Here is a 17,703-nt window from a genome sequence, read left to right on the forward strand (position 1 = left end):
TTTTGAGATTTTATCGCCGATTACATCCTTTTCATGCTATTAGCTTCGATTTGGATGACACCTTGTATAGTAACCAGCCTATCATGTTAACGACCGATACCAAGATGATCACTTATTTTAAGTGTGTATTCGGCGATTATGGTCTTGATAGTAATTTATATCGCTTTGATTTTCGTTTTTGGTGGCCTTTTCGTCAGCAAGTTCTTGAACAATCACCTGCGCTTAAGCACGATATTGGTTTGTTGCGAGAAAAAAGCTATTACCTCGGTGCACTTTCACTAGGTTTAACTGATGCTGAGGCACGGTCAGTTGCTGGGTTGGCGTTAGATTATTTTGTTGAGCAGCGCAGTAATTTCACTTTGCCGCAACAAACACACGATTTTTTAAGCTACTTAAAGCGCAGAGTGCCCTTGGTGGCGATTACTAACGGCAATGTTGATACGAGCAAGATCGGTATCGCTAAGTACTTCAGCGAACATTTTAATGCTTCTATAGATAATAAATTAAAACCTGACAGTGATATGTTTGATAAAGCTTGTACGGCTCTGAAAATTCGTCATGCGCAATTACTTCATGTTGGCGATTGTGGTAGAAATGATGTTTTTGGTGCTATAAATGCCGGTTGCCAGACCGCTTGGTTAAACCCATACCAAGTCGGTAAACCTTTGAAAGTATTACCTACCCTCGGCCTTGATAATATTGAGCAACTGACAAAAATATTGCCATAAATTTTTGTCTTTGTTTATGTAAACTGAAAATTAGCGATCAAAATTTGACACATATAGCTTTGACATAATTTAATTGCTTGCTTGTAATAAGGATAGCGTTATCAAAATAGTGCTTAACTTGCTATGATAGCGACATATTTTTGCTTTTGATTTTACCTTGCTATGGATGTTTCTGAATTACTTGAATCGTTGAACGATAAACAACGAGATGTTGTTGCTGCGCCACTACAAAATATGTTGGTGCTTGCAGGCGCTGGAAGTGGTAAAACGCGAGTTTTAGTGCAGCGTATTGCTTGGCTAATGAAGGTTGAGCAGGCATCACCTCATAGTATTTTAGCGGTTACTTTTACCAATAAAGCCGCGGCTGAAATGCGTGCACGCGTTGAACAAACCGTAGATGGTAATGTGCATGGCATGTGGGTAGGTACTTTCCATGGCTTAGCGCATCGATTATTACGCATGCACTTCCAAGAAGCTAAATTGCCACAAAGCTTTCAAGTACTCGATTCTGATGACCAACTTCGGATGGTTAAGCGTATTGTTCGCTCTTTAGAGTTGGATGAAAAACGTTGGCCACCCAAACAATTTCTTTGGTATATCAATGGTAAAAAAGATGAAGGCTTACGGCCACATCATATTGATAGCCAACATGATGTTACCGAAGAAACCTTTGTTAAAGTTTATCGTGTCTATCAAGATACCTGCGACCGCGCAGGTTTAGTCGACTTCGCTGAGTTATTACTTCGAGCTCATGAGCTTTGGCTAAATAACCCTGAGTTATTAGCGCATTATCAACAACGCTTTAGGCATGTGTTAGTGGATGAGTTTCAAGATACTAACGCTATACAATATGCTTGGTTAAACTTGTTAGGCAAGAAAAGCGGTAATGTCATGATTGTTGGTGACGACGATCAATCTATTTATGGCTGGCGTGGCGCAAAAATTGAAAATATTCAGCGTTTTTTGCAAGATTTTGACGGTGCAAAAACGATTAAACTTGAGCAAAACTATCGCTCAACTGCCAACATCCTTAATGCGGCTAATCAACTGATTGCTAACAATAGTAATCGCCTCGGTAAAGATTTATGGACCGAAGATGATGCGGGCGAAAAAATATCTATCTATACTGCATTCAATGAAATAGATGAAGCACGTTTCATTGCCGGGCGGATCAGTGACTGGAAAAATAAAAATGGCTCACTAGATGATGTCGCCATTTTATATCGCAGCAATGCGCAATCACGCTTAATGGAAGAAGCGTTGATTCAAGCGAAATTACCTTACCGAATTTATGGCGGTTTACGATTTTTTGAACGCCAAGAAATCAAAGATGCGCTTGCTTATTTACGTTTACTGAATAACCGTGATGACGACGCGGCATTTGAGCGGGTAATTAATACCCCAACACGTGGTATTGGCAATCAAACGCTTAGCCTAGTTCGCGATGGGGCTAGAAGCTTGGAATGTACTTTGTGGCAAGCATGTCAGCATATGGTGCAGAATAAGGAACTTAAAGGTCGCAGTGCCAAGGTTATTCAGCAATTTATAAATGTTATTGATCAATTAGAAGACGACTCAAGTCATTTGAATCTTGACCAACAAGCAAACCATGTTATTCAGCATTCAGGTTTGAAAGCTATGTATCAAGCGGAAAAAGGTGAACGTGCTGAAGCCCGTATTGAAAACTTAAATGAGCTAGTCACGGCTTGTCAAACATTTGAAGTAGATCCTGAGCTTGAAGAAGAACAAAGCCCACTAACCTCATTTTTAACCCATGCAGCGCTTGAGTCTGGTGAGTCACAAGCCGATGATCATGAGCCTGCGGTGCAATTAATGACCATGCACTCGGCTAAAGGTTTAGAGTTTCCATTAGTGTTTATTGCCGGCTTAGAAGAAGGTATGTTTCCCTCGCAGCAGTCGGTTGAAGATATCAGTCGCTTAGAAGAGGAACGCCGTTTATGTTATGTCGGTATGACTCGGGCAATGCAAAAATTATATTTGTGCCATGCCGAAAGCCGTCGACTATATGGCCAGGAAAAAAATCATAAGGCGAGCCGCTTTTTGAGGGAGTTACCAGAAGCTTGTACAGAAGAAATTCGCCTACAAAGTCAGGTGAAAAAGCCAATAACAACAGGGAAATTCTCATCAGCCCTTACTTTAGAAACCTTTGGTAATTCGGGTTTTAAATTGGGCCAAAATGTTCGCCATAAAAAGTTTGGTGATGGTGTGGTTTTAAACTACGAAGGTAGTGGCCCACAAAGTCGCATTCAAGTTAACTTCGCTGATGTCGGTTGTAAATGGCTAGTAGTTTCTTATGCTAACTTGGAAACATTGTAAATAGTTTCCATGGTTAGTTTCCATGGTTAGCTTCCAAGGCTAATTGGTATAATGTCGTGATAAACTCTCTGACATGAACGTAAGTCATTAAGGTATGACAGGAAGTAATTACCGAGTTGGCAAATCAATAAAGTACACAAACAAAGCGTGTCGCACATGACACGCTTTGAACTCTTCTAACGCGGCGTAATTGCTGCTTTTCCAGCATGTCTTCTGGCTTTTATTGAATCAAAACTAAATATTGCTAGTGCGGTCCAAATACAAGCAAACGTGATTAATTTGGCAAAATATAGCGGTTCTTGATAATAGTATGTCGCCAAAATAAACATAATACTTGGGCCAATGTATTGAAAAAAGCCAAGCGCAGTTAAAGTCATACGTTTTGTTGCCGCAGAAAAGCAAAGTAATGGAGCCGTGGTGACAATACCGGTACAAATCAAGAGCATATTTAACGACATGGTATTGTCAAACATGTTGGTCGTACTGGTTTTTAGAAACATTAGCCAATAAATCAACGCTATTGGCAGCATCATAAGTGACTCTATCAGTAAGCCGACAAATGAATCTAAAGGCATTTTTTTACGTAATAAGCCATAAGTACCAAAGGTGGCAGCCAATGCTAAAGAAATCATCGGGAGCGATCCCACCATAATGAGCTGAATCATCACGCCGACGAATGCTAAGCCAACAGCAAAGAGCTGCCACGGTCGCAAACGTTCACCTAAAAATATAACCCCTAATGCGACACTGAAGAGTGGATTTATGTAATAGCCTAAGCTGGCATCAAGTAAATGATCATTGTTGACTGCCCAAATGAACATAAACCAATTTACCGCTAAAAATGTCGCTGATATAGTAAGCTGCAGTACTATTTTTGGCTGAGTAATGGTCGCAATAAAGTTGCCCCATCTTTTAGTGAATAACACAATTAACAATAATAATATCGTCGACCAAACGACCCGATGAACTAGAATTTCATCGGCGTTAATATGATCTATAAGTCTAAAATATAATGGGGCAATACCCCACATTGTATAGGCACTAATAGCGAAGATAATACCACCACGCAGGGCGGATTTTTCAGATGTTGGCATGGTGAAAATTTACAGTTCTGTTTGGTTTAAAGCGAGATAATAACATTAATCACCTAATGGCATATTAATATCGTGAGTATCTATACTAGCCGACCATATAAGTGCCGGTACCAAAGGCAATATGAACGCCTTTTTCGTTGTGCATTTCCATGCGAGCTACCGCGACTTTACTGCCACTGCGAATAATTTTTGCTGTCGCAATAAATTTCTCACCTCTCCCTGGTCTTATAAAGTCGGTGCGTAAATCAATGGTGCTTAAGCGACTTAAACTTTGTGAAATTATTTGGGGGGATAATTCGGGTAACTGAGATAGTATATTCGCTGCGGCCACAACACCACCGGCAAGATCTAGCGCTGAGGCAGTTACGCCGCCATGAAGAATTCTTTGTTCTGGATTACCGATAAGCTGGTCGTGCCACATAATACTGACCGTTGACTCTTGGCTATTAAATTGCGTGACCTCTAGCCCCAATAACTTATTAAACGGCATTTCTTGACTCCAATATTGAGCAAGCTGCTTAAAATATTCTTCATGTATCATAAATGTCCTTTTAGCGATGTAAGCGAAACTCATAATAATTACTATTATATTGAAAATAAATCTCCGCACAAAGCCTTTACTACGTTAAAATGTCGGTTGATTTCATTTAATAAAGATTGTCTGTTGCAAGCCATTTCCCCTACAACATTAACTGAATCCCTGAAACATCATTTTGGTTATCAGGCGTTTCGCCCTGGCCAAGAAGAAATTATCACTCATGCACTCCAAGGCCGCGACAGCTTAGTGTTAATGCCAACAGGCGGCGGAAAGTCAATGTGCTTTCAATTGCCCGCAACCTTGATGCCTGGTGTTACTATTGTTGTTTCACCATTAATAGCATTAATGAAAGATCAAGTTGATGGTTTAGTCCGGCAAGGTATTTCAGCTGCTTATGTTAATTCGTCACTCGATACCGAGACCATCAATGATATTTTTCGACGTTTAGGTCAAGGCGAAATAAAGCTACTTTATGTCGCACCAGAGCGATTAAAGAATTATTATTTTATCCAAGGGCTAGCTCAATTAACCATCAGCCTTTTTGCTATTGATGAAGCGCATTGTATATCGCAATGGGGCCATGATTTTCGCCCTGCATACACGCAACTACACCAGCTAAAACAAAATTTCCCCCATGTACCTGTCATGGCATTAACCGCAACGGCTGATGTCACCACTCGTCGAGATATTCTGCAACAATTAGCTTTACATGACCCCTATATACACCTTGATAGCTTTGATCGACCCAATATTCGTTTTACTTTGGCTGAGAAATATCAGGGTGAGCAACAAGTTATTGGTTATATCAAAAAACGAAAAGATGAGTGCGGTATTATTTATTGTAATAGTCGTTGGCAAGTTGAAAAACTAGCAAAACGATTAGCAGAAACAGGCATTAATTGTTCGGCTTATCATGCTGGGCTAGAGTCTGAAATTCGCAATATTATCCAAGATAAATTTGCCAAAGATGATGTGCAAATTGTAGTGGCAACGGTGGCTTTTGGTTTGGGTATTAATAAGTCCAATGTGCGATTTGTTATACATTATGAGCCACCACGAACATTAGAGTCATACTATCAAGAAATAGGCCGAGCAGGCCGAGATGGCTTACCGGCAGAAGCCCTTTTTCTTTATGATGAGAAAGACGCTGAGCGCATAAGTAAGCGTATTGGAGAAGGTGAAAACGAGCAACGAGTCAATGTAGAGTTACAACGTTTTCAGGCGATGCGTGGCTTTATTGATGCTCAAACTTGCCGGCGTAGAGTGGTCTTAAATTACTTTGCGGAGTTTACCGAAAAAAGCTGTGGTAACTGTGATATTTGCTTAGATCCTCCGAGTCAATTTGATGCCACAGAAGCGGCGCAAAAAGTGCTGTCTTGTGTATATCGTATCGAAGGAAATGGTGATGTTGAGCATGTTGTGGCGGTTTTACGAGCCGAACTCAATGATAAAATTATCCAACTGGGTCATGATAAAGTATCCACTTTTGGTATTGGTAGAGATAAAACGCCCGGCTATTGGTTTTCAATAGTGCGGCAATTAATTCACCTAGGCTATTTACAACAAGATATCGCAGCCCAGTCAAATTTATGTCTTACACAGGCAGCAGGTGCAGTTTTGAAAGGGCAAGAACCATTAATGCTGGCCGCTCCTCGCTTACAAAAAGCGAGTTATTGGCAACGCAATAAACGTGAAAAAGTTTATGATAGGGTACTGTTTTCGAAACTAAGATCATTACGAAAAGAAATCGCCAGCCTTGAAGATATAGCGCCGTTTATTGTTTTTAACGATGCTACCTTAGCTGAATTGGCAAGAGTAAAGCCACTAACCTCCAGACAGATGCTTAACGTCAGTGGTATTGGCGATACCAAACTTGCCCGTTATGGCGAGCCATTTTTATCGTTAATTAAACAGCACCAGAGCTGAACTGAGATGACAAATTTTACAAACAAAAAAAGCGCCTAACAGCGCTTTTTTAACATAGCTTAACGTTACTTAAGGCTAGCGTAGTATGCTGCAATGTTAGCAACATCTTCGTCAGATAATGCCATAGCCATTGGTGCCATTACTGGATCTTTACGGTTGCCCGATTTAAAATCTTTTAATTGCTTGGCAAGATAAGCTTCTTTTTGGCCAGCAAGATTAGGGTACATAGGAACAGCGGAAATACCAGCAGCACCGTGACAGGCTGAACACATGGCAGTTTTTGATTTACCGGCAGCAGCGTCGCCAGCGAATGCTGGTGAAGCCATCATAACAGTAGCAGCAACGGCTAAAGTAAGTTTTTTCATAGATATTATCTCTCTTTGGTAAATAATTTTTAAGGATCCTCAATTGATTATATGTAAAAAGTAAACTGTTGTCGTTGCTTTTTTTAGGATCTTACTAGGATGATATTTTATCTAATATTTTGCTGAGCTAGCCTAAGTTTTAAACAATTAATTTCATTTATTTAAACTAAGAAGAAATTGTATGCAGATAAAAGATAATATAGAAATTATTAATGTTGAGGAAATAAACTCAACCACATTACAATTACGTTTTAATGTGGATTGGACAATGGATGATAAAACGGAAATTATTGACCATGTTTTACGGTTAACATCTTTAAAAACACTTGAGGTTTCAGAAGGAGCAGATCTGTATTGTGTAAGAATAAAGTATGGTGAAAGTGAATTTTTATTAAACTTTGAAGAATACAGTCATGCCTGTTGGCTCGAGTGTATTAGCGATCAAGATATTGACGGACTGCAGAAAATTAAGCTGCTTTTATCGTAATGAACCCGAAAGCTACAACGGTCAGAAATAAATGATAACAATTGGATTATTTAAGTAATCTCTAACCCCAATTTATATAGGCTAGGGCTATATAAAAGACTAGTTTTGGTTAGCGATAAATCGATTATCGATAAATTGATTAGGGGCATTTTTTGGAAAAAATACTCATTAGTAGCTGCTTTTTAGGCAATAAAGTTAGGTATGATGGTGGTGACAATTTATTAGTTAATACCACGCTTAAGCGTTGGAAAGAAGATAATCGCTTAGTGGTTATTTGTCCGGAATTAGCTGGAGGGTTGAATACACCAAGAGCGCCTGCAGAGATTCAAGCGATCGGTAACACAATTGTTGTTACAACAATTACGGGGCAAGATGTCACATATGCTTTTAAACAAGGTGCTAATCAGGCGTTATTACTCTGCCAAAAACATAATATTCGCTATGCATTATTGAAAGAATCTAGTCCATCATGCGGTAGTTCAAGTATATATAATGGCCAATTTAGTCAACAGAAAATAGCCGGGCAAGGCGTTACTACCGACGTATTGAGAGCAAACGGGATAAAAGTATTTTCAGAAAATAACTTGCAGAAATTAATTGACGAGCTGACCTTAAGTTAATTAATCTTTAGCAATATTAACGTGATTAGTATGGATATTAGTCTTATCGTTAATCAGTGCACGAGTTTGGTTTATGATGTCATTTGCAGTTGTAGCGACATTATAATCGCTAACACCAATACTGAGCGTCATTTGTGGTAATCGAGTACCTGATTTACTGCTGATAAAGCGTAATTTCTCTATACTCTGCCGCATTTTTTCCGCAACCTCACCAGCTATAACTCTTTTAACATCAGGCAGTAAAATTAAGAATTCATCGCCTGCAGACCTAACAGGTAAGCCACTTTCGCCCACATAACTGCTCACTTTCTTGGCAATTTTTGTTAACAATACATCACTGATCATAGGGCCTAAACTTTCATTCATTTGAGAAAATTGATCAATGCTAATAACAATCGCAGCAACATGCTTATTTGGATCAGCAGATAACCAAAGGTCTAAATGTTTTGCCATGGCTTTGCGGTTATAAAGCCCTGTTAAAGCGTCAAAATAAATTTCTTTTTTAACATCATCCAATTCTGAGCGTAATGCTTGAGTTGATTTTTGTGATACTAGCAGTTGCTCAGCTAGCTTTTCTTGCTGGAGTTTAAATTTCTGAGTCGTTTGTCGTATCTGTTTAATAGCGTTAATTATTTCACGCTTATCAATAGACTTTAAACTGGCAATACTCTCATCTAATTGAGTGACTAAGCGCTTTGTGCATAGCGAAGATTGTTCACTGTTGCTTTGCAGATCGTCCAATACGTCATCGAGATCATCAATTAGCTCACCTCGAAAGGCGCTTTGCCCTAAAACATATTGGCGATATATTTCTTCTAAAAAAAAGTTATCAAGTTTTTTACCGCTGGCTAACTGTTTTTCAATTGCGGCATTCAGAGTTTTTGTTTGTTGATTGAGATATTCGTAACTTACCGCGTAATTGATTGGCGTCGCGGCTATATGCCATAACTGCAATTGTTTTATGGCGGCATGCATTTTTTGTTCAGCTTGTGCTATGGAATCATGGTACTTCAATATTCCAACCTTTTACTTGTGGTATTCACTAAAATAGCGGGTAAGCTATTCTCTAGTAATTTGGCTTATAGCGCCATAATAAAATGTATTAATCATCAGATTCAGTTTAACCATATGAGCGCAGACGAAAATAACCGAGATAAAGAAAAATTTTCTTTATAAAAATTTAGGTTTTGTTATGGTATTTATAAGTTAGCTATTTAAATTAATATTTGAGATTTTGTCATGAAGGTATTTTCAATCACGGTATTTGTACTATTTTTTGTTATCGCTTGTCAGTCTCCTAAACTTTCTTCGGTGTTAGTGAACGAGAACCTTGAGCAGGTTATTAAAGATTACCAAGATTATAAAGATCATCAAAGTCCATTTAACCAGGATATTGCAGGTGAAACTAACAGCCAATTACCTGATTTATCGCCGGATAAGCTCAAACAACAACATCAAGCTTTACACGCTATATATCAACGTTTAGAACTGATCAACGTCAAAAGTCTTAATCAAGCAGATGCAATTAATCATGCTGTGTTGTCGTATACGATGAAAAATCAACTTGATAGCTATAGTAACAAAGAGCATTACATGCCACTTACTGCTGAATCAGGTTTCCATGTTTGGATCAGTCGCATTAAAAGCCAAGTGAGCTTTAAAACTGAACAAGATTATCGCGATTATCTGGCCCGATTAAGCGCTTTACCTCAATATTTCACTCAACAAATTTACTGGATGGATAAGGGAATTGAAGAAGGCATAACTCAACCGAAAATCGTCCTAAAAGGTTTTGAAGAATCGATTAAAGCTTTTATAAAAATAGATGCTAGCTCAAGCACTTATTATCAGCCATTTTTAACTATGCCTGAATATTTCAGTCAACAACTTACGTCTACACTTCAGGCACAAGCTACTGAAACCATAACCAATGTTGTAATACCAAGCTATCAAAAATACTTTGATTATATGGTGCAGCGTTACCAACCCAACGCGCGAACAAATATTGCCGCGAGTTCTTTACCTAATGGCCAAGATTATTATGTGAACCGGTTACAGCATTATACGACTTTGCCGATTTCAGTAGAGGAAGTACACAACACGGGTTTAGCAGAAGTTAAGCGAATAAAGCTCGAGATGGAGGCCATTATTAAGCAATCAGGTTTTACCGGAACTTTTGCTGATTTTGTCCATTTTTTGCGTACCGATAAACAATTTTATGCAACCAGTCCTGAAGGATTACTAAAAGAAGCCTCATTTATCGCTAAAAAAATGGATGCGCAATTACCTAAGTTATTTAAAACTTTGCCACGAACGCCTTATGGTGTGATTGAAGTTCCAGCCAATATCGCCCCTAAATACACCACTGGACGATATTCTGGCCCTTCACGAGACGACCAAGCCGGCAATTATTGGGTCAATACCTATCGTTTAGATCGCCGACCCTTATATGTGCTAGAAGCGTTAACTTTGCATGAAGCGGTACCGGGCCATCATCTGCAAAGCTCAATTGCACGAGAAATGGAGAACGTTCCTAAGTTTAGAAATAATACTTATATTTCTGCATTTGGCGAAGGCTGGGGACTTTATTCAGAGTATCTAGGCTTAGAAGCCGGATTTTATCAAAATCCTTATAGCAATTTTGGGCGACTAACTTATGAAATGTGGCGAGCTTGTCGACTTGTGGTTGATACCGGCATGCATGCAAAAGGCTGGAGTCGCGAGCGAGCCATGAACTATTTAGCTGATAACACAGCACTGTCACTACACAACGTTAAAACCGAAATTGACCGCTATATTTCTTGGCCGGGTCAAGCTTTGTCATATAAAATGGGTGAATTAACGATTAAAAAGCTCCGTAAAATGGCGGAGCAAACGTTAGGTGAAAGCTTTGATTTGAGAGAGTTTCATGACCAAGTGTTGAAAAACGGTTCAATGCCGTTATCAATGCTAGAAAATGTGATTAATACTTATGTTGCAGAACAAAAAGCTAAACAGAAAGTGTTATCAGAAGTAAATTAATGCAGAAACAAAGGATGGCACGCAAAGCTACCAGAGATTATGATGACTAACCGATAAATTAAGATAAGCCCCCACTATATCTAAATTTGGCAGTTCCGCTATCATAGGTTTCCCCTTAGATCGGTAACTTTGCGTCTCCAATTTTCATTGGATTTGCCCTTGTCGAGCTTTAGCAGCTCAAGTCCGATTATAGGCAAAGTATTCTATTTGTAAACCATTTTTCATGTTCTTAAGAATAATTTACGTTAACATACTAAATATTAAGAAATTTATTTATGGCTGTTGTTCTTAAATCACTTTTACAGTAGTTTAATTGATGTTTAGGTAAGCAACTATGTGTGTTTACATTCGACGACTCAGTTGTCAGTAGGCTTTGCTGATAGAGCAATAAGCCAAAATTGTTAAAATTTGATGCGATTTAATTGACTATACATGATTGTTAACTATGAAATATAAACAATTCTTAACCCACAATAGAGAAGTCAACGTTCAATGAAGCGCATGCTGCTAGGTATTTTAATAAGTTTTTGCATAATTCTGAACGGACAAGCGGAATCCGTCAATAGCGATAAAAACTATCGCCAATTAATTAATGCTTATTACATCCAAGATAAAGAGTTATTGATTTCTCAAGATGTTGTTGACGTTGCACAAGCTGTAATCAACAACCGTAACCAGTATGGCCATCATATTGTGGCGAGAGCCTTTTCTATATTGTCGGATGTTGCATTTAATCGCGGTAACTTATTAATGGCATTTCAATTTGCACAATATGGCAGCGAAATCGATAATATTGATGTGGATGTAGCACTAGATTTGATGTTGAAAATTGCTCGTGGTTATTATGCTCAAGGTCATTATATTCAGTTAAAAGAGACCTCTCAAAAAGCAGCTCGATTAGCTCAGCAAGCGAATAATATGAATTATCATTTGCAGGCTCTCGCTTATTCGGTAGTAGCTTATGCCCTAAGTGCTGATTATGCCTTGGCGGTAAAAGAGTTGAGTAAGGTTGAAAACTTACTTAGTCAAAACAAGCAAAATGTAGATCAGATCACCTTATTAGAAATTATTGCCGAAGCGCACTTTTATTTATCTGAATATGACAATGTTGTAGAACTACTGGACCGCGTACTAAAATTGCGTACAGATATGTCGAGAACAGAAGGTATTGCCCAAAGCTACCATTTAGTGGCAAAGGCCTATTATCAGTTACAACAATATGATGACGCTTATAATGCTTTTTGGCAGTCATTACAATTTGCTCAACAACATAAATTAAATATTCGAGTAGCCTATGCAGAGCTTGGGTTAGGGCAAGTGCTATTTCAACAACAGCAGTTTACGCTGGCAAAAGAGCGCTTACTTAAAGCCCAAGTAGTTTTTACTCAATATAATTTAGTGCGAGTTAAGTTATCAACACAAATTAGTTTAGTAAAAGTTTTGTATGCCTTGGATCAACCTGAAGAAGCTGATGAAATGCTGCTTTTAGCTCAGTCTTTAGCTAAAAATTTAGTGCTTTCGCCACAACAAATAGAACTGTATTTATTGCTCACAGATTACTATAGTGGGCAGAAAAATTTTGAGCAAGCAATCGAAGCACAACGACATTATTTAACCTTATATCAAACGCTGTATCCGAACGTGAGTGATAATAACTCATTTGCAAGTGTAGCTAAATCAGCCAGTAATAAAGCAAAAATACTAGCCTTAAATGTAGCTGAACAAAGCGAGTTGAGTTTAAAGTTTAGTGAAAAGTATGATCAACAAAACCTGTTGATTATTTTACTCGCTTCATTACTAAGTTTTAGTGTTATTTTTATAGTTTTCTGCCGTTTTCAAGTGCGCCGCCAGAAACTTAATCGTAGCTATGATGAAATAGAATTACCTCAAAATCATTTAGCGCAACCGGTTCAAACGAAGCGCTGGTATCAACAGCAATATAAAATGGCAAGAAAATATCAATATAATATTTCTGTCGCCTATTTGAAGGTTGAAAACTGGCAGGAGCTCAGCTTTCACTTTAACCGTAAAATTTTAACGGATGTCAGTCAAGTGCTCGCCGTTATTATCAATGAGAATATTGATGAGGAAGATTATGCAGGAGTTATCATTGAAGGTGAGTACCTATTTCTGTGCCCACATCAAACTCCTGAGCAAATTCGAGTTAAATTTACAAGAATACAGCAGGCAATTAAAACACGTGTTTTTGCAAACTTAGGGGATTATTCAGTTAAAGTTATTTTTTCGATTGATTCGCCTAATATTCAAGATATCGATCCCTATGTTTTTCTCTCTCGATTGAGTCAATGCAATGGTAATAAGGAACAGAAAGCATAATACTTGCTAGAGGGTTAGCAAATTATTCAGTTCAGTGTGTATCCGGTGCCGGAGCATATTTTATGCCTGGAACAAGATACATTTATGATCACTTATAATTGAGCATCTAATGAATACCAATCCCATTAATTTTCATAATATTTCTACTGCTTAAAGCAATATACTATGGTGTTATTGAATAATTATCGCTGCATGGATTCAGTATATTAGACATATTGCCCTGAATAACGAGCTATTAGAATAAAGGTCTTATCTTTTGCCGTTTTCCCTAGGTATATAGTAGATCACTTAATTAACGAAGTTGGTGAAATACCAAGTTGATTAATTCAATTAATAATGCAAAGAATTTTAATGGCAATGAAAAAAGCCGCTATTATTAGCGGCTTTCGTAATTTGTATAACGTTTTGAATTAAAGTCTGACGATAATATTTGGCGAGGTATTAATTTCACCATCATCGGAAATTGTTGCTGCATTACTATCACATAACAAAACCGCAATATTGCCAGATTTGCTGCTACGAATAAAAGAAAGATCATAACCGAATTGTGTCAAACTGCTAGTCGCAAATTTCTGCGCAAGTGACAGTTTATCCCACAGATTAGATTGCTCTGCGGTATATTGGCGTCTTTCAAGTAATACTTCTCGTTCAAGAACTGCGTGCACAATGGCCTCTTTTTCAACGTTAATAGTGCGTATTTCATGTCCATATTATACGTCTGATGGCAGCAACATAGCTTATATCTTTGCTAATATCAACTATTAAAGTGGTATTCTGCCATATTTAAATTATCCTGGTTGGCCAGTATAATTAGCGAGAATCCTTCTGAAATAACGGCTTAAAATATTTATAGCGCTATTTTTAATACTATAGCAGGCTATAATAGTGTTAATTCGTGATGATTAATTAGAGTAAAAATTTGTATGGGTCAGGTATTAAACGAACTTTCTGCGTTGTTAAAACTAGAAGTAATAGAACAAGGTATTTACCGCGGTGACAGTCAAGATTTAGGTTTTAGAGCCCTATTTGGCGGTCAAGTGATGGGGCAAGCGTTGTCGGCAGCACAAGAAACTGTGGCGGTAACCCATAATGTACACTCATTACATTCCTATTTTTTAAGACCGGGTGACGCGACTAAGCCCGTTGTTTATCAGGTTGAAAACATTCGTGATGGTCGCAGCTTTAATACTCGACGGGTGAATGCCATTCAAAATGGCCAGGCAATTTTTTATATGACGGCCTCATTTCAGCAAATAGAACAGGGGTTTGATCACCAAGATACTATGCCCTCAGTACCTGGTCCAGAAGGGTTAAAGTCATATACAGATTTCATTTTTGATAACCAAGAGTCTATACCAGAAGAAATTCGGGGAAAATTTTTATCTGAAAAACCAATAGATATGAGACCCGTTGAGCAGTATAACTGGCTAAAACCAGAAAAAACTGAAGCTAAGTGTCAAATGTGGATAAAGTCTAATGGCAGCTTGCCAGATGATCTTCGTATTCATACCTATTTATTAGCTTACATTTCAGATTTTTCTTTTTTGCCAACCGCTTTATTTCCCCATGGCGTTAGTTTTTGGCAGCCAAATTTTCAGTTGGCAACAATCGATCATTCTATGTGGTTTCATCGCCCATTTCGTATAGATGAATGGCTACTTTACTGTATCGATAGCCCGTCAGCGAGTAGTGGTCGAGGCCTCGTAAAAGGTCAAATATATAACCAAGCGGGTTTATTAGTAGCCTCTACCATGCAAGAAGGGGTTATGCGTCAGCGTTAGCTTTGGCACCTTGCCAATCGAAGCCGCTGGGGTGTTGAAACACTCTTAAGCCAAAAAGTGGTGCTGCTGCATATAAATGGTCAAAAATATCTGCTTGTAATGCTTCATAGTTAACCCAGTTTTGGTCATTACTGAAAAAATATAATTCCAGCGGCAAGCCAACCTCTGTTGCAGGTAATTGCCTTACCATACAGGTCATCTCATGATGGACTTTAGGATGTTGTTTTAAATAAGCACTTATATAAGCTCTGAAGGTACCAATATTGGTCAATTGTCGGGTGTTGATGGTTGAGGCTGTAATCGCACTATTGACTATCACTTCACTGGTTTGTTTTAGAATTTCAGCTTTTTTCACCGTAAGGTAATCGCTAATCAGTTGCACTGATGTAAGTGCTTCTAGCTGCGCTTGGTTATAGAATCGAATACTAGCTACATCAATAACAATCGCGCGTTTGACCCTTCTACCACCTGAACTTAGCATGCCCCGCCAGTTTTTAAATGAGCCACTGGTTAAAGCATAAGTGGGAACGGTTGTGATGGTATTATCAAAGTTTTTAACTTTTACGGTATTTAGTCCAATCTCGATAACATCGCCATCGGCGCCATATTTGGGTAATTCAATCCAATCTCCAGGGGCCACCATTTTGTTGGCGGATATTTGAATACTAGCAACCAAGCCTTTAATGGTATCTTGAAAAACTAAAATCAATACTGCAGTTAAAGCACCTAATCCACTGAGTAAGTAGAGTGGTGAACGGTCTAATATTTGCGATATTGCCAATATTGTTGCCACTAAATACACAACAAGCTTAATGACTTGTAAGGTTGAATTTAATGGCAGATGACGATCGGTAGCTGTTTGCCGATATAGATTATTAATAACATTAAGTACTGCGCTAATACTGCGTGCTATCTGAAAACAGAGGCCTATTTTTGCAAAAGTTATTAGTACGGTGGCGAGTAAGGTATCTGTTGCGAGTAAATGTGGGGTAAGTAATAACAATAATATAAAAGGAACTAACAGCGACATACGCGAAAACACTTGCTGGTCAAATAATACATCATCCCAGGTGTTTTTTGAGGCAGTGGTCAGTTTATGAATGAATACAAGCACATAGTTTTTCGCAATATAGAAACTAATACTACATAAGAGAAAAATTACTAGACAGGCAATAATGATTCCACTTAATGCGATATATGATGCATGAACGCCTTGTTCAGTTAACCATGAGGTGATTATTACCTGCATGACATATCCTTGTTTGCCTGCTCTTCAAGCTGTTGCATTTTTATATCTTTATCGAGCCAAAGCTGATTAACCCACTTCTGAAATTGTATTTTATAAGCGCGATCATTAACATAATCGCCTTTAAGCGACTCGCCAATATCTTGAGTTTCAATGGCAATATATACTTGTTTTATCTTTCCAGAAAGAAAGTCGAGAAAATTCGGTTTACCATCAGGATAGTAAATAGTTACGTTCACGACTTTACTTAGATTTCCTTTCATTGCTTGCAGTACAAAGCCAATGCCGCCTGCTTTGGGTTTTAATAGTCTTTGAAAAGGAGAGTTCTGTTTTTTATGCTTTTGTGGTGTAAAGCGAGTACCTTCAATAAAGTTCATTACGCTGACAGGTTTGTGTTTAAACTTTTCACAAGCCTTTTTTGTCGTTTCGATATCTTTGCCTTTTAAGTGTGGGTTTTTCTTTAAAAAATGCTGGCTATATCGTTTCATAAACGGAAAGTCGAGTGCCCACCAAGCTAAACCAAGTAGCGGTACGTAAATTAACTCTCTTTTGAGAAAAAACTTTAAAAATGGAATTTTACCGTGAAAAACTCGTTGAAGTATTAAAATGTCGGTCCAGCTTTGATGATTACTGATCACTAAATACCAGTCTTTCATTTTTAACTTTTCTAAACCAACGGCATTAATTTTTGTTTTTGTGAATAACTTTTGAATGAAAGTATTGAATAACACCCAGTTACTGGCCATTTGATCAAGTAAATAACTAAAGAACTTTTGCCATAAAGCTATTGGACCTAAAGCTTTTAAAAGCGAAAAAACCAATATGGGCACTAGCCATAAAATGGTGTTGGCGAAATATAAAATAACAGAGAAGAAGCCAATAATAGAACCAGGTAAAAAATGTAGCATATAAACAACCAAAAATATCAAGACGATAATTACTGGCTATAATATTAATGGGTTTCTAGTATATTTTCAGCAAAAATCGATAAAAATTTGGCTGACAGTTGATATGAAAATTAGCCGAGCTTTATTTGTAGTGCAGTGATTAATTGTCACGAAAGCTATGAAAGCATAATTTAAATTCAGTTTTTCCTAATAATAAACAGTTCAAGTTCAAAACCCTTGTGTCTTTGCAAGGGAATCGTAAGTTGGATAAAAACGCATCATAAATTTATTACTAGGTGCTTTTATTGCATCAATTGTAACTTTAACTTAGTAAAA

Annotated in this window: 15 protein-coding genes and 1 riboswitch; of the genes, 8 read left to right on the forward strand and 7 right to left on the reverse strand. The window is 37.9% G+C overall.

Annotation, left to right across the window (positions count from 1 at the left end):
- Nucleotides 1–2 precede the first annotated feature (2 nt).
- Nucleotides 3–728, forward strand: coding sequence for an HAD-IA family hydrolase (locus tag B5D82_RS08610; RefSeq protein ID WP_081150803.1), 726 nt, complete (start codon nt 3–5; stop codon nt 726–728).
- A 162-nt stretch (nt 729–890) separates the two neighbouring features.
- Complete coding sequence (gene uvrD / locus B5D82_RS08615; protein WP_081150805.1) at nt 891–3,065, forward strand: DNA helicase II; 2,175 nt, start codon at nt 891–893, stop codon at nt 3,063–3,065.
- A gap of 176 nt (nt 3,066–3,241) precedes the next feature.
- Here the strand turns inward: uvrD and rarD are convergent, their stop codons facing one another.
- Together rarD and B5D82_RS08625 are read right to left on the reverse strand one after the other, a co-directional pair.
- On the reverse strand, nt 3,242–4,159 hold the full coding sequence (gene rarD, locus B5D82_RS08620) for an EamA family transporter RarD (protein ID WP_081150807.1): 918 nt from the start codon (nt 4,157–4,159) through the stop codon (nt 3,242–3,244).
- 85 nt (nt 4,160–4,244) lie between these two features.
- A complete protein-coding gene (locus B5D82_RS08625; protein ID WP_081150809.1) occupies nt 4,245–4,700 on the reverse strand; it encodes a thioesterase family protein in 456 nt (151 codons plus the stop codon).
- Between the two features lie 123 nt (nt 4,701–4,823).
- Between B5D82_RS08625 and recQ the strand changes: the two genes are divergently transcribed.
- Nucleotides 4,824–6,623: a DNA helicase RecQ gene (gene recQ, locus B5D82_RS08630; RefSeq protein WP_245807595.1), complete on the forward strand. Its 1,800-nt coding sequence runs from the start codon at nt 4,824–4,826 to the stop codon at nt 6,621–6,623.
- 65 nt (nt 6,624–6,688) lie between these two features.
- Here recQ and B5D82_RS08635 read toward each other — a convergent pair whose 3' ends face one another.
- Entirely contained in the window at nt 6,689–6,988 is a 300-nt protein-coding gene (locus B5D82_RS08635; protein WP_081150813.1) for a c-type cytochrome, read from the reverse strand.
- A 181-nt stretch (nt 6,989–7,169) separates the two neighbouring features.
- Here B5D82_RS08635 and B5D82_RS08640 point away from each other — a divergent pair, with 181 nt between their 5' ends.
- Both B5D82_RS08640 and B5D82_RS08645 read left to right on the forward strand, forming a co-directional pair.
- Nucleotides 7,170–7,475, forward strand: coding sequence for a DUF3630 family protein (locus B5D82_RS08640; protein ID WP_081150815.1), 306 nt, complete (start codon nt 7,170–7,172; stop codon nt 7,473–7,475).
- Between the two features lie 152 nt (nt 7,476–7,627).
- Nucleotides 7,628–8,095 carry a 2-thiouracil desulfurase family protein gene (locus B5D82_RS08645; protein ID WP_081150817.1) on the forward strand — a complete coding sequence of 156 codons (468 nt, stop codon included), beginning with the start codon at nt 7,628–7,630 and terminating at the stop codon, nt 8,093–8,095.
- Here B5D82_RS08645 and B5D82_RS08650 read toward each other — a convergent pair whose 3' ends face one another.
- The gene (locus B5D82_RS08650; RefSeq protein WP_081150819.1) at nt 8,096–9,109 is read right to left on the reverse strand and encodes a GGDEF domain-containing protein; all 1,014 of its coding nucleotides are present in this window, start codon (nt 9,107–9,109) and stop codon (nt 8,096–8,098) included.
- Nucleotides 9,110–9,334: 225 nt separating this feature from the next.
- On the opposite strand from B5D82_RS08650, the gene B5D82_RS08655 reads away from it, so the two are divergent.
- Nucleotides 9,335–11,116: a DUF885 domain-containing protein gene (locus B5D82_RS08655; RefSeq protein ID WP_081150821.1), complete on the forward strand. Its 1,782-nt coding sequence runs from the start codon at nt 9,335–9,337 to the stop codon at nt 11,114–11,116.
- A gap of 85 nt (nt 11,117–11,201) precedes the next feature.
- A riboswitch (cyclic di-GMP riboswitch) is annotated at nt 11,202–11,284 on the reverse strand.
- 324 nt (nt 11,285–11,608) lie between these two features.
- Nucleotides 11,609–13,453 carry a tetratricopeptide repeat protein gene (locus B5D82_RS08660; RefSeq protein WP_081150823.1) on the forward strand — a complete coding sequence of 615 codons (1,845 nt, stop codon included), beginning with the start codon at nt 11,609–11,611 and terminating at the stop codon, nt 13,451–13,453.
- Nucleotides 13,454–13,863: 410 nt separating this feature from the next.
- Here the strand turns inward: B5D82_RS08660 and B5D82_RS08665 are convergent, their stop codons facing one another.
- Nucleotides 13,864–14,118 carry a hypothetical protein gene (locus B5D82_RS08665; protein WP_081150824.1) on the reverse strand — a complete coding sequence of 85 codons (255 nt, stop codon included), beginning with the start codon at nt 14,116–14,118 and terminating at the stop codon, nt 13,864–13,866.
- Nucleotides 14,119–14,376: 258 nt separating this feature from the next.
- On the opposite strand from B5D82_RS08665, the gene tesB reads away from it, so the two are divergent.
- Nucleotides 14,377–15,234, forward strand: a complete 858-nt coding sequence (gene tesB, locus B5D82_RS08670; RefSeq protein WP_081150826.1) for an acyl-CoA thioesterase II — start codon at nt 14,377–14,379, stop codon at nt 15,232–15,234.
- Here tesB and B5D82_RS08675 read toward each other — a convergent pair.
- Both B5D82_RS08675 and B5D82_RS08680 read right to left on the reverse strand, forming a co-directional pair.
- Nucleotides 15,218–16,483, reverse strand: a complete 1,266-nt coding sequence (locus B5D82_RS08675) for a mechanosensitive ion channel family protein (RefSeq protein ID WP_081150828.1) — start codon at nt 16,481–16,483, stop codon at nt 15,218–15,220. The genes tesB and B5D82_RS08675 overlap by 17 nt on opposite strands.
- Entirely contained in the window at nt 16,474–17,388 is a 915-nt protein-coding gene (locus tag B5D82_RS08680) for an acyltransferase (RefSeq protein WP_081150830.1), read from the reverse strand. Before B5D82_RS08680 ends, B5D82_RS08675 begins: the two co-directional genes overlap by 10 nt.
- Nucleotides 17,389–17,703: the final 315 nt, after the last annotated feature.

The sequence above is a fragment of the Cognaticolwellia beringensis genome, from assembly GCF_002076895.1.
Lineage (GTDB): Bacteria > Pseudomonadota > Gammaproteobacteria > Enterobacterales > Alteromonadaceae > Cognaticolwellia > Cognaticolwellia beringensis.

What these genes read in the sequence shown, in the direction of transcription:
- B5D82_RS08680 (WP_081150830.1), bottom strand. Translation starts at nt 17,388, where the DNA reads ATGCTACATTTTTTACCTGGTTCTATTATTGGCTTCTTCTCTGTTATT.
- B5D82_RS08655 (WP_081150821.1), top strand. Translation starts at nt 9,335, where the DNA reads ATGAAGGTATTTTCAATCACGGTATTTGTACTATTTTTTGTTATCGCT.
- B5D82_RS08675 (WP_081150828.1), bottom strand. Translation starts at nt 16,483, where the DNA reads ATGCAGGTAATAATCACCTCATGGTTAACTGAACAAGGCGTTCATGCA.
- B5D82_RS08640 (WP_081150815.1), top strand. Translation starts at nt 7,170, where the DNA reads ATGCAGATAAAAGATAATATAGAAATTATTAATGTTGAGGAAATAAAC.
- uvrD (WP_081150805.1), top strand. Translation starts at nt 891, where the DNA reads ATGGATGTTTCTGAATTACTTGAATCGTTGAACGATAAACAACGAGAT.
- tesB (WP_081150826.1), top strand. Translation starts at nt 14,377, where the DNA reads ATGGGTCAGGTATTAAACGAACTTTCTGCGTTGTTAAAACTAGAAGTA.
- B5D82_RS08625 (WP_081150809.1), bottom strand. Translation starts at nt 4,700, where the DNA reads ATGATACATGAAGAATATTTTAAGCAGCTTGCTCAATATTGGAGTCAA.
- B5D82_RS08635 (WP_081150813.1), bottom strand. Translation starts at nt 6,988, where the DNA reads ATGAAAAAACTTACTTTAGCCGTTGCTGCTACTGTTATGATGGCTTCA.
- rarD (WP_081150807.1), bottom strand. Translation starts at nt 4,159, where the DNA reads ATGCCAACATCTGAAAAATCCGCCCTGCGTGGTGGTATTATCTTCGCT.
- B5D82_RS08660 (WP_081150823.1), top strand. Translation starts at nt 11,609, where the DNA reads ATGAAGCGCATGCTGCTAGGTATTTTAATAAGTTTTTGCATAATTCTG.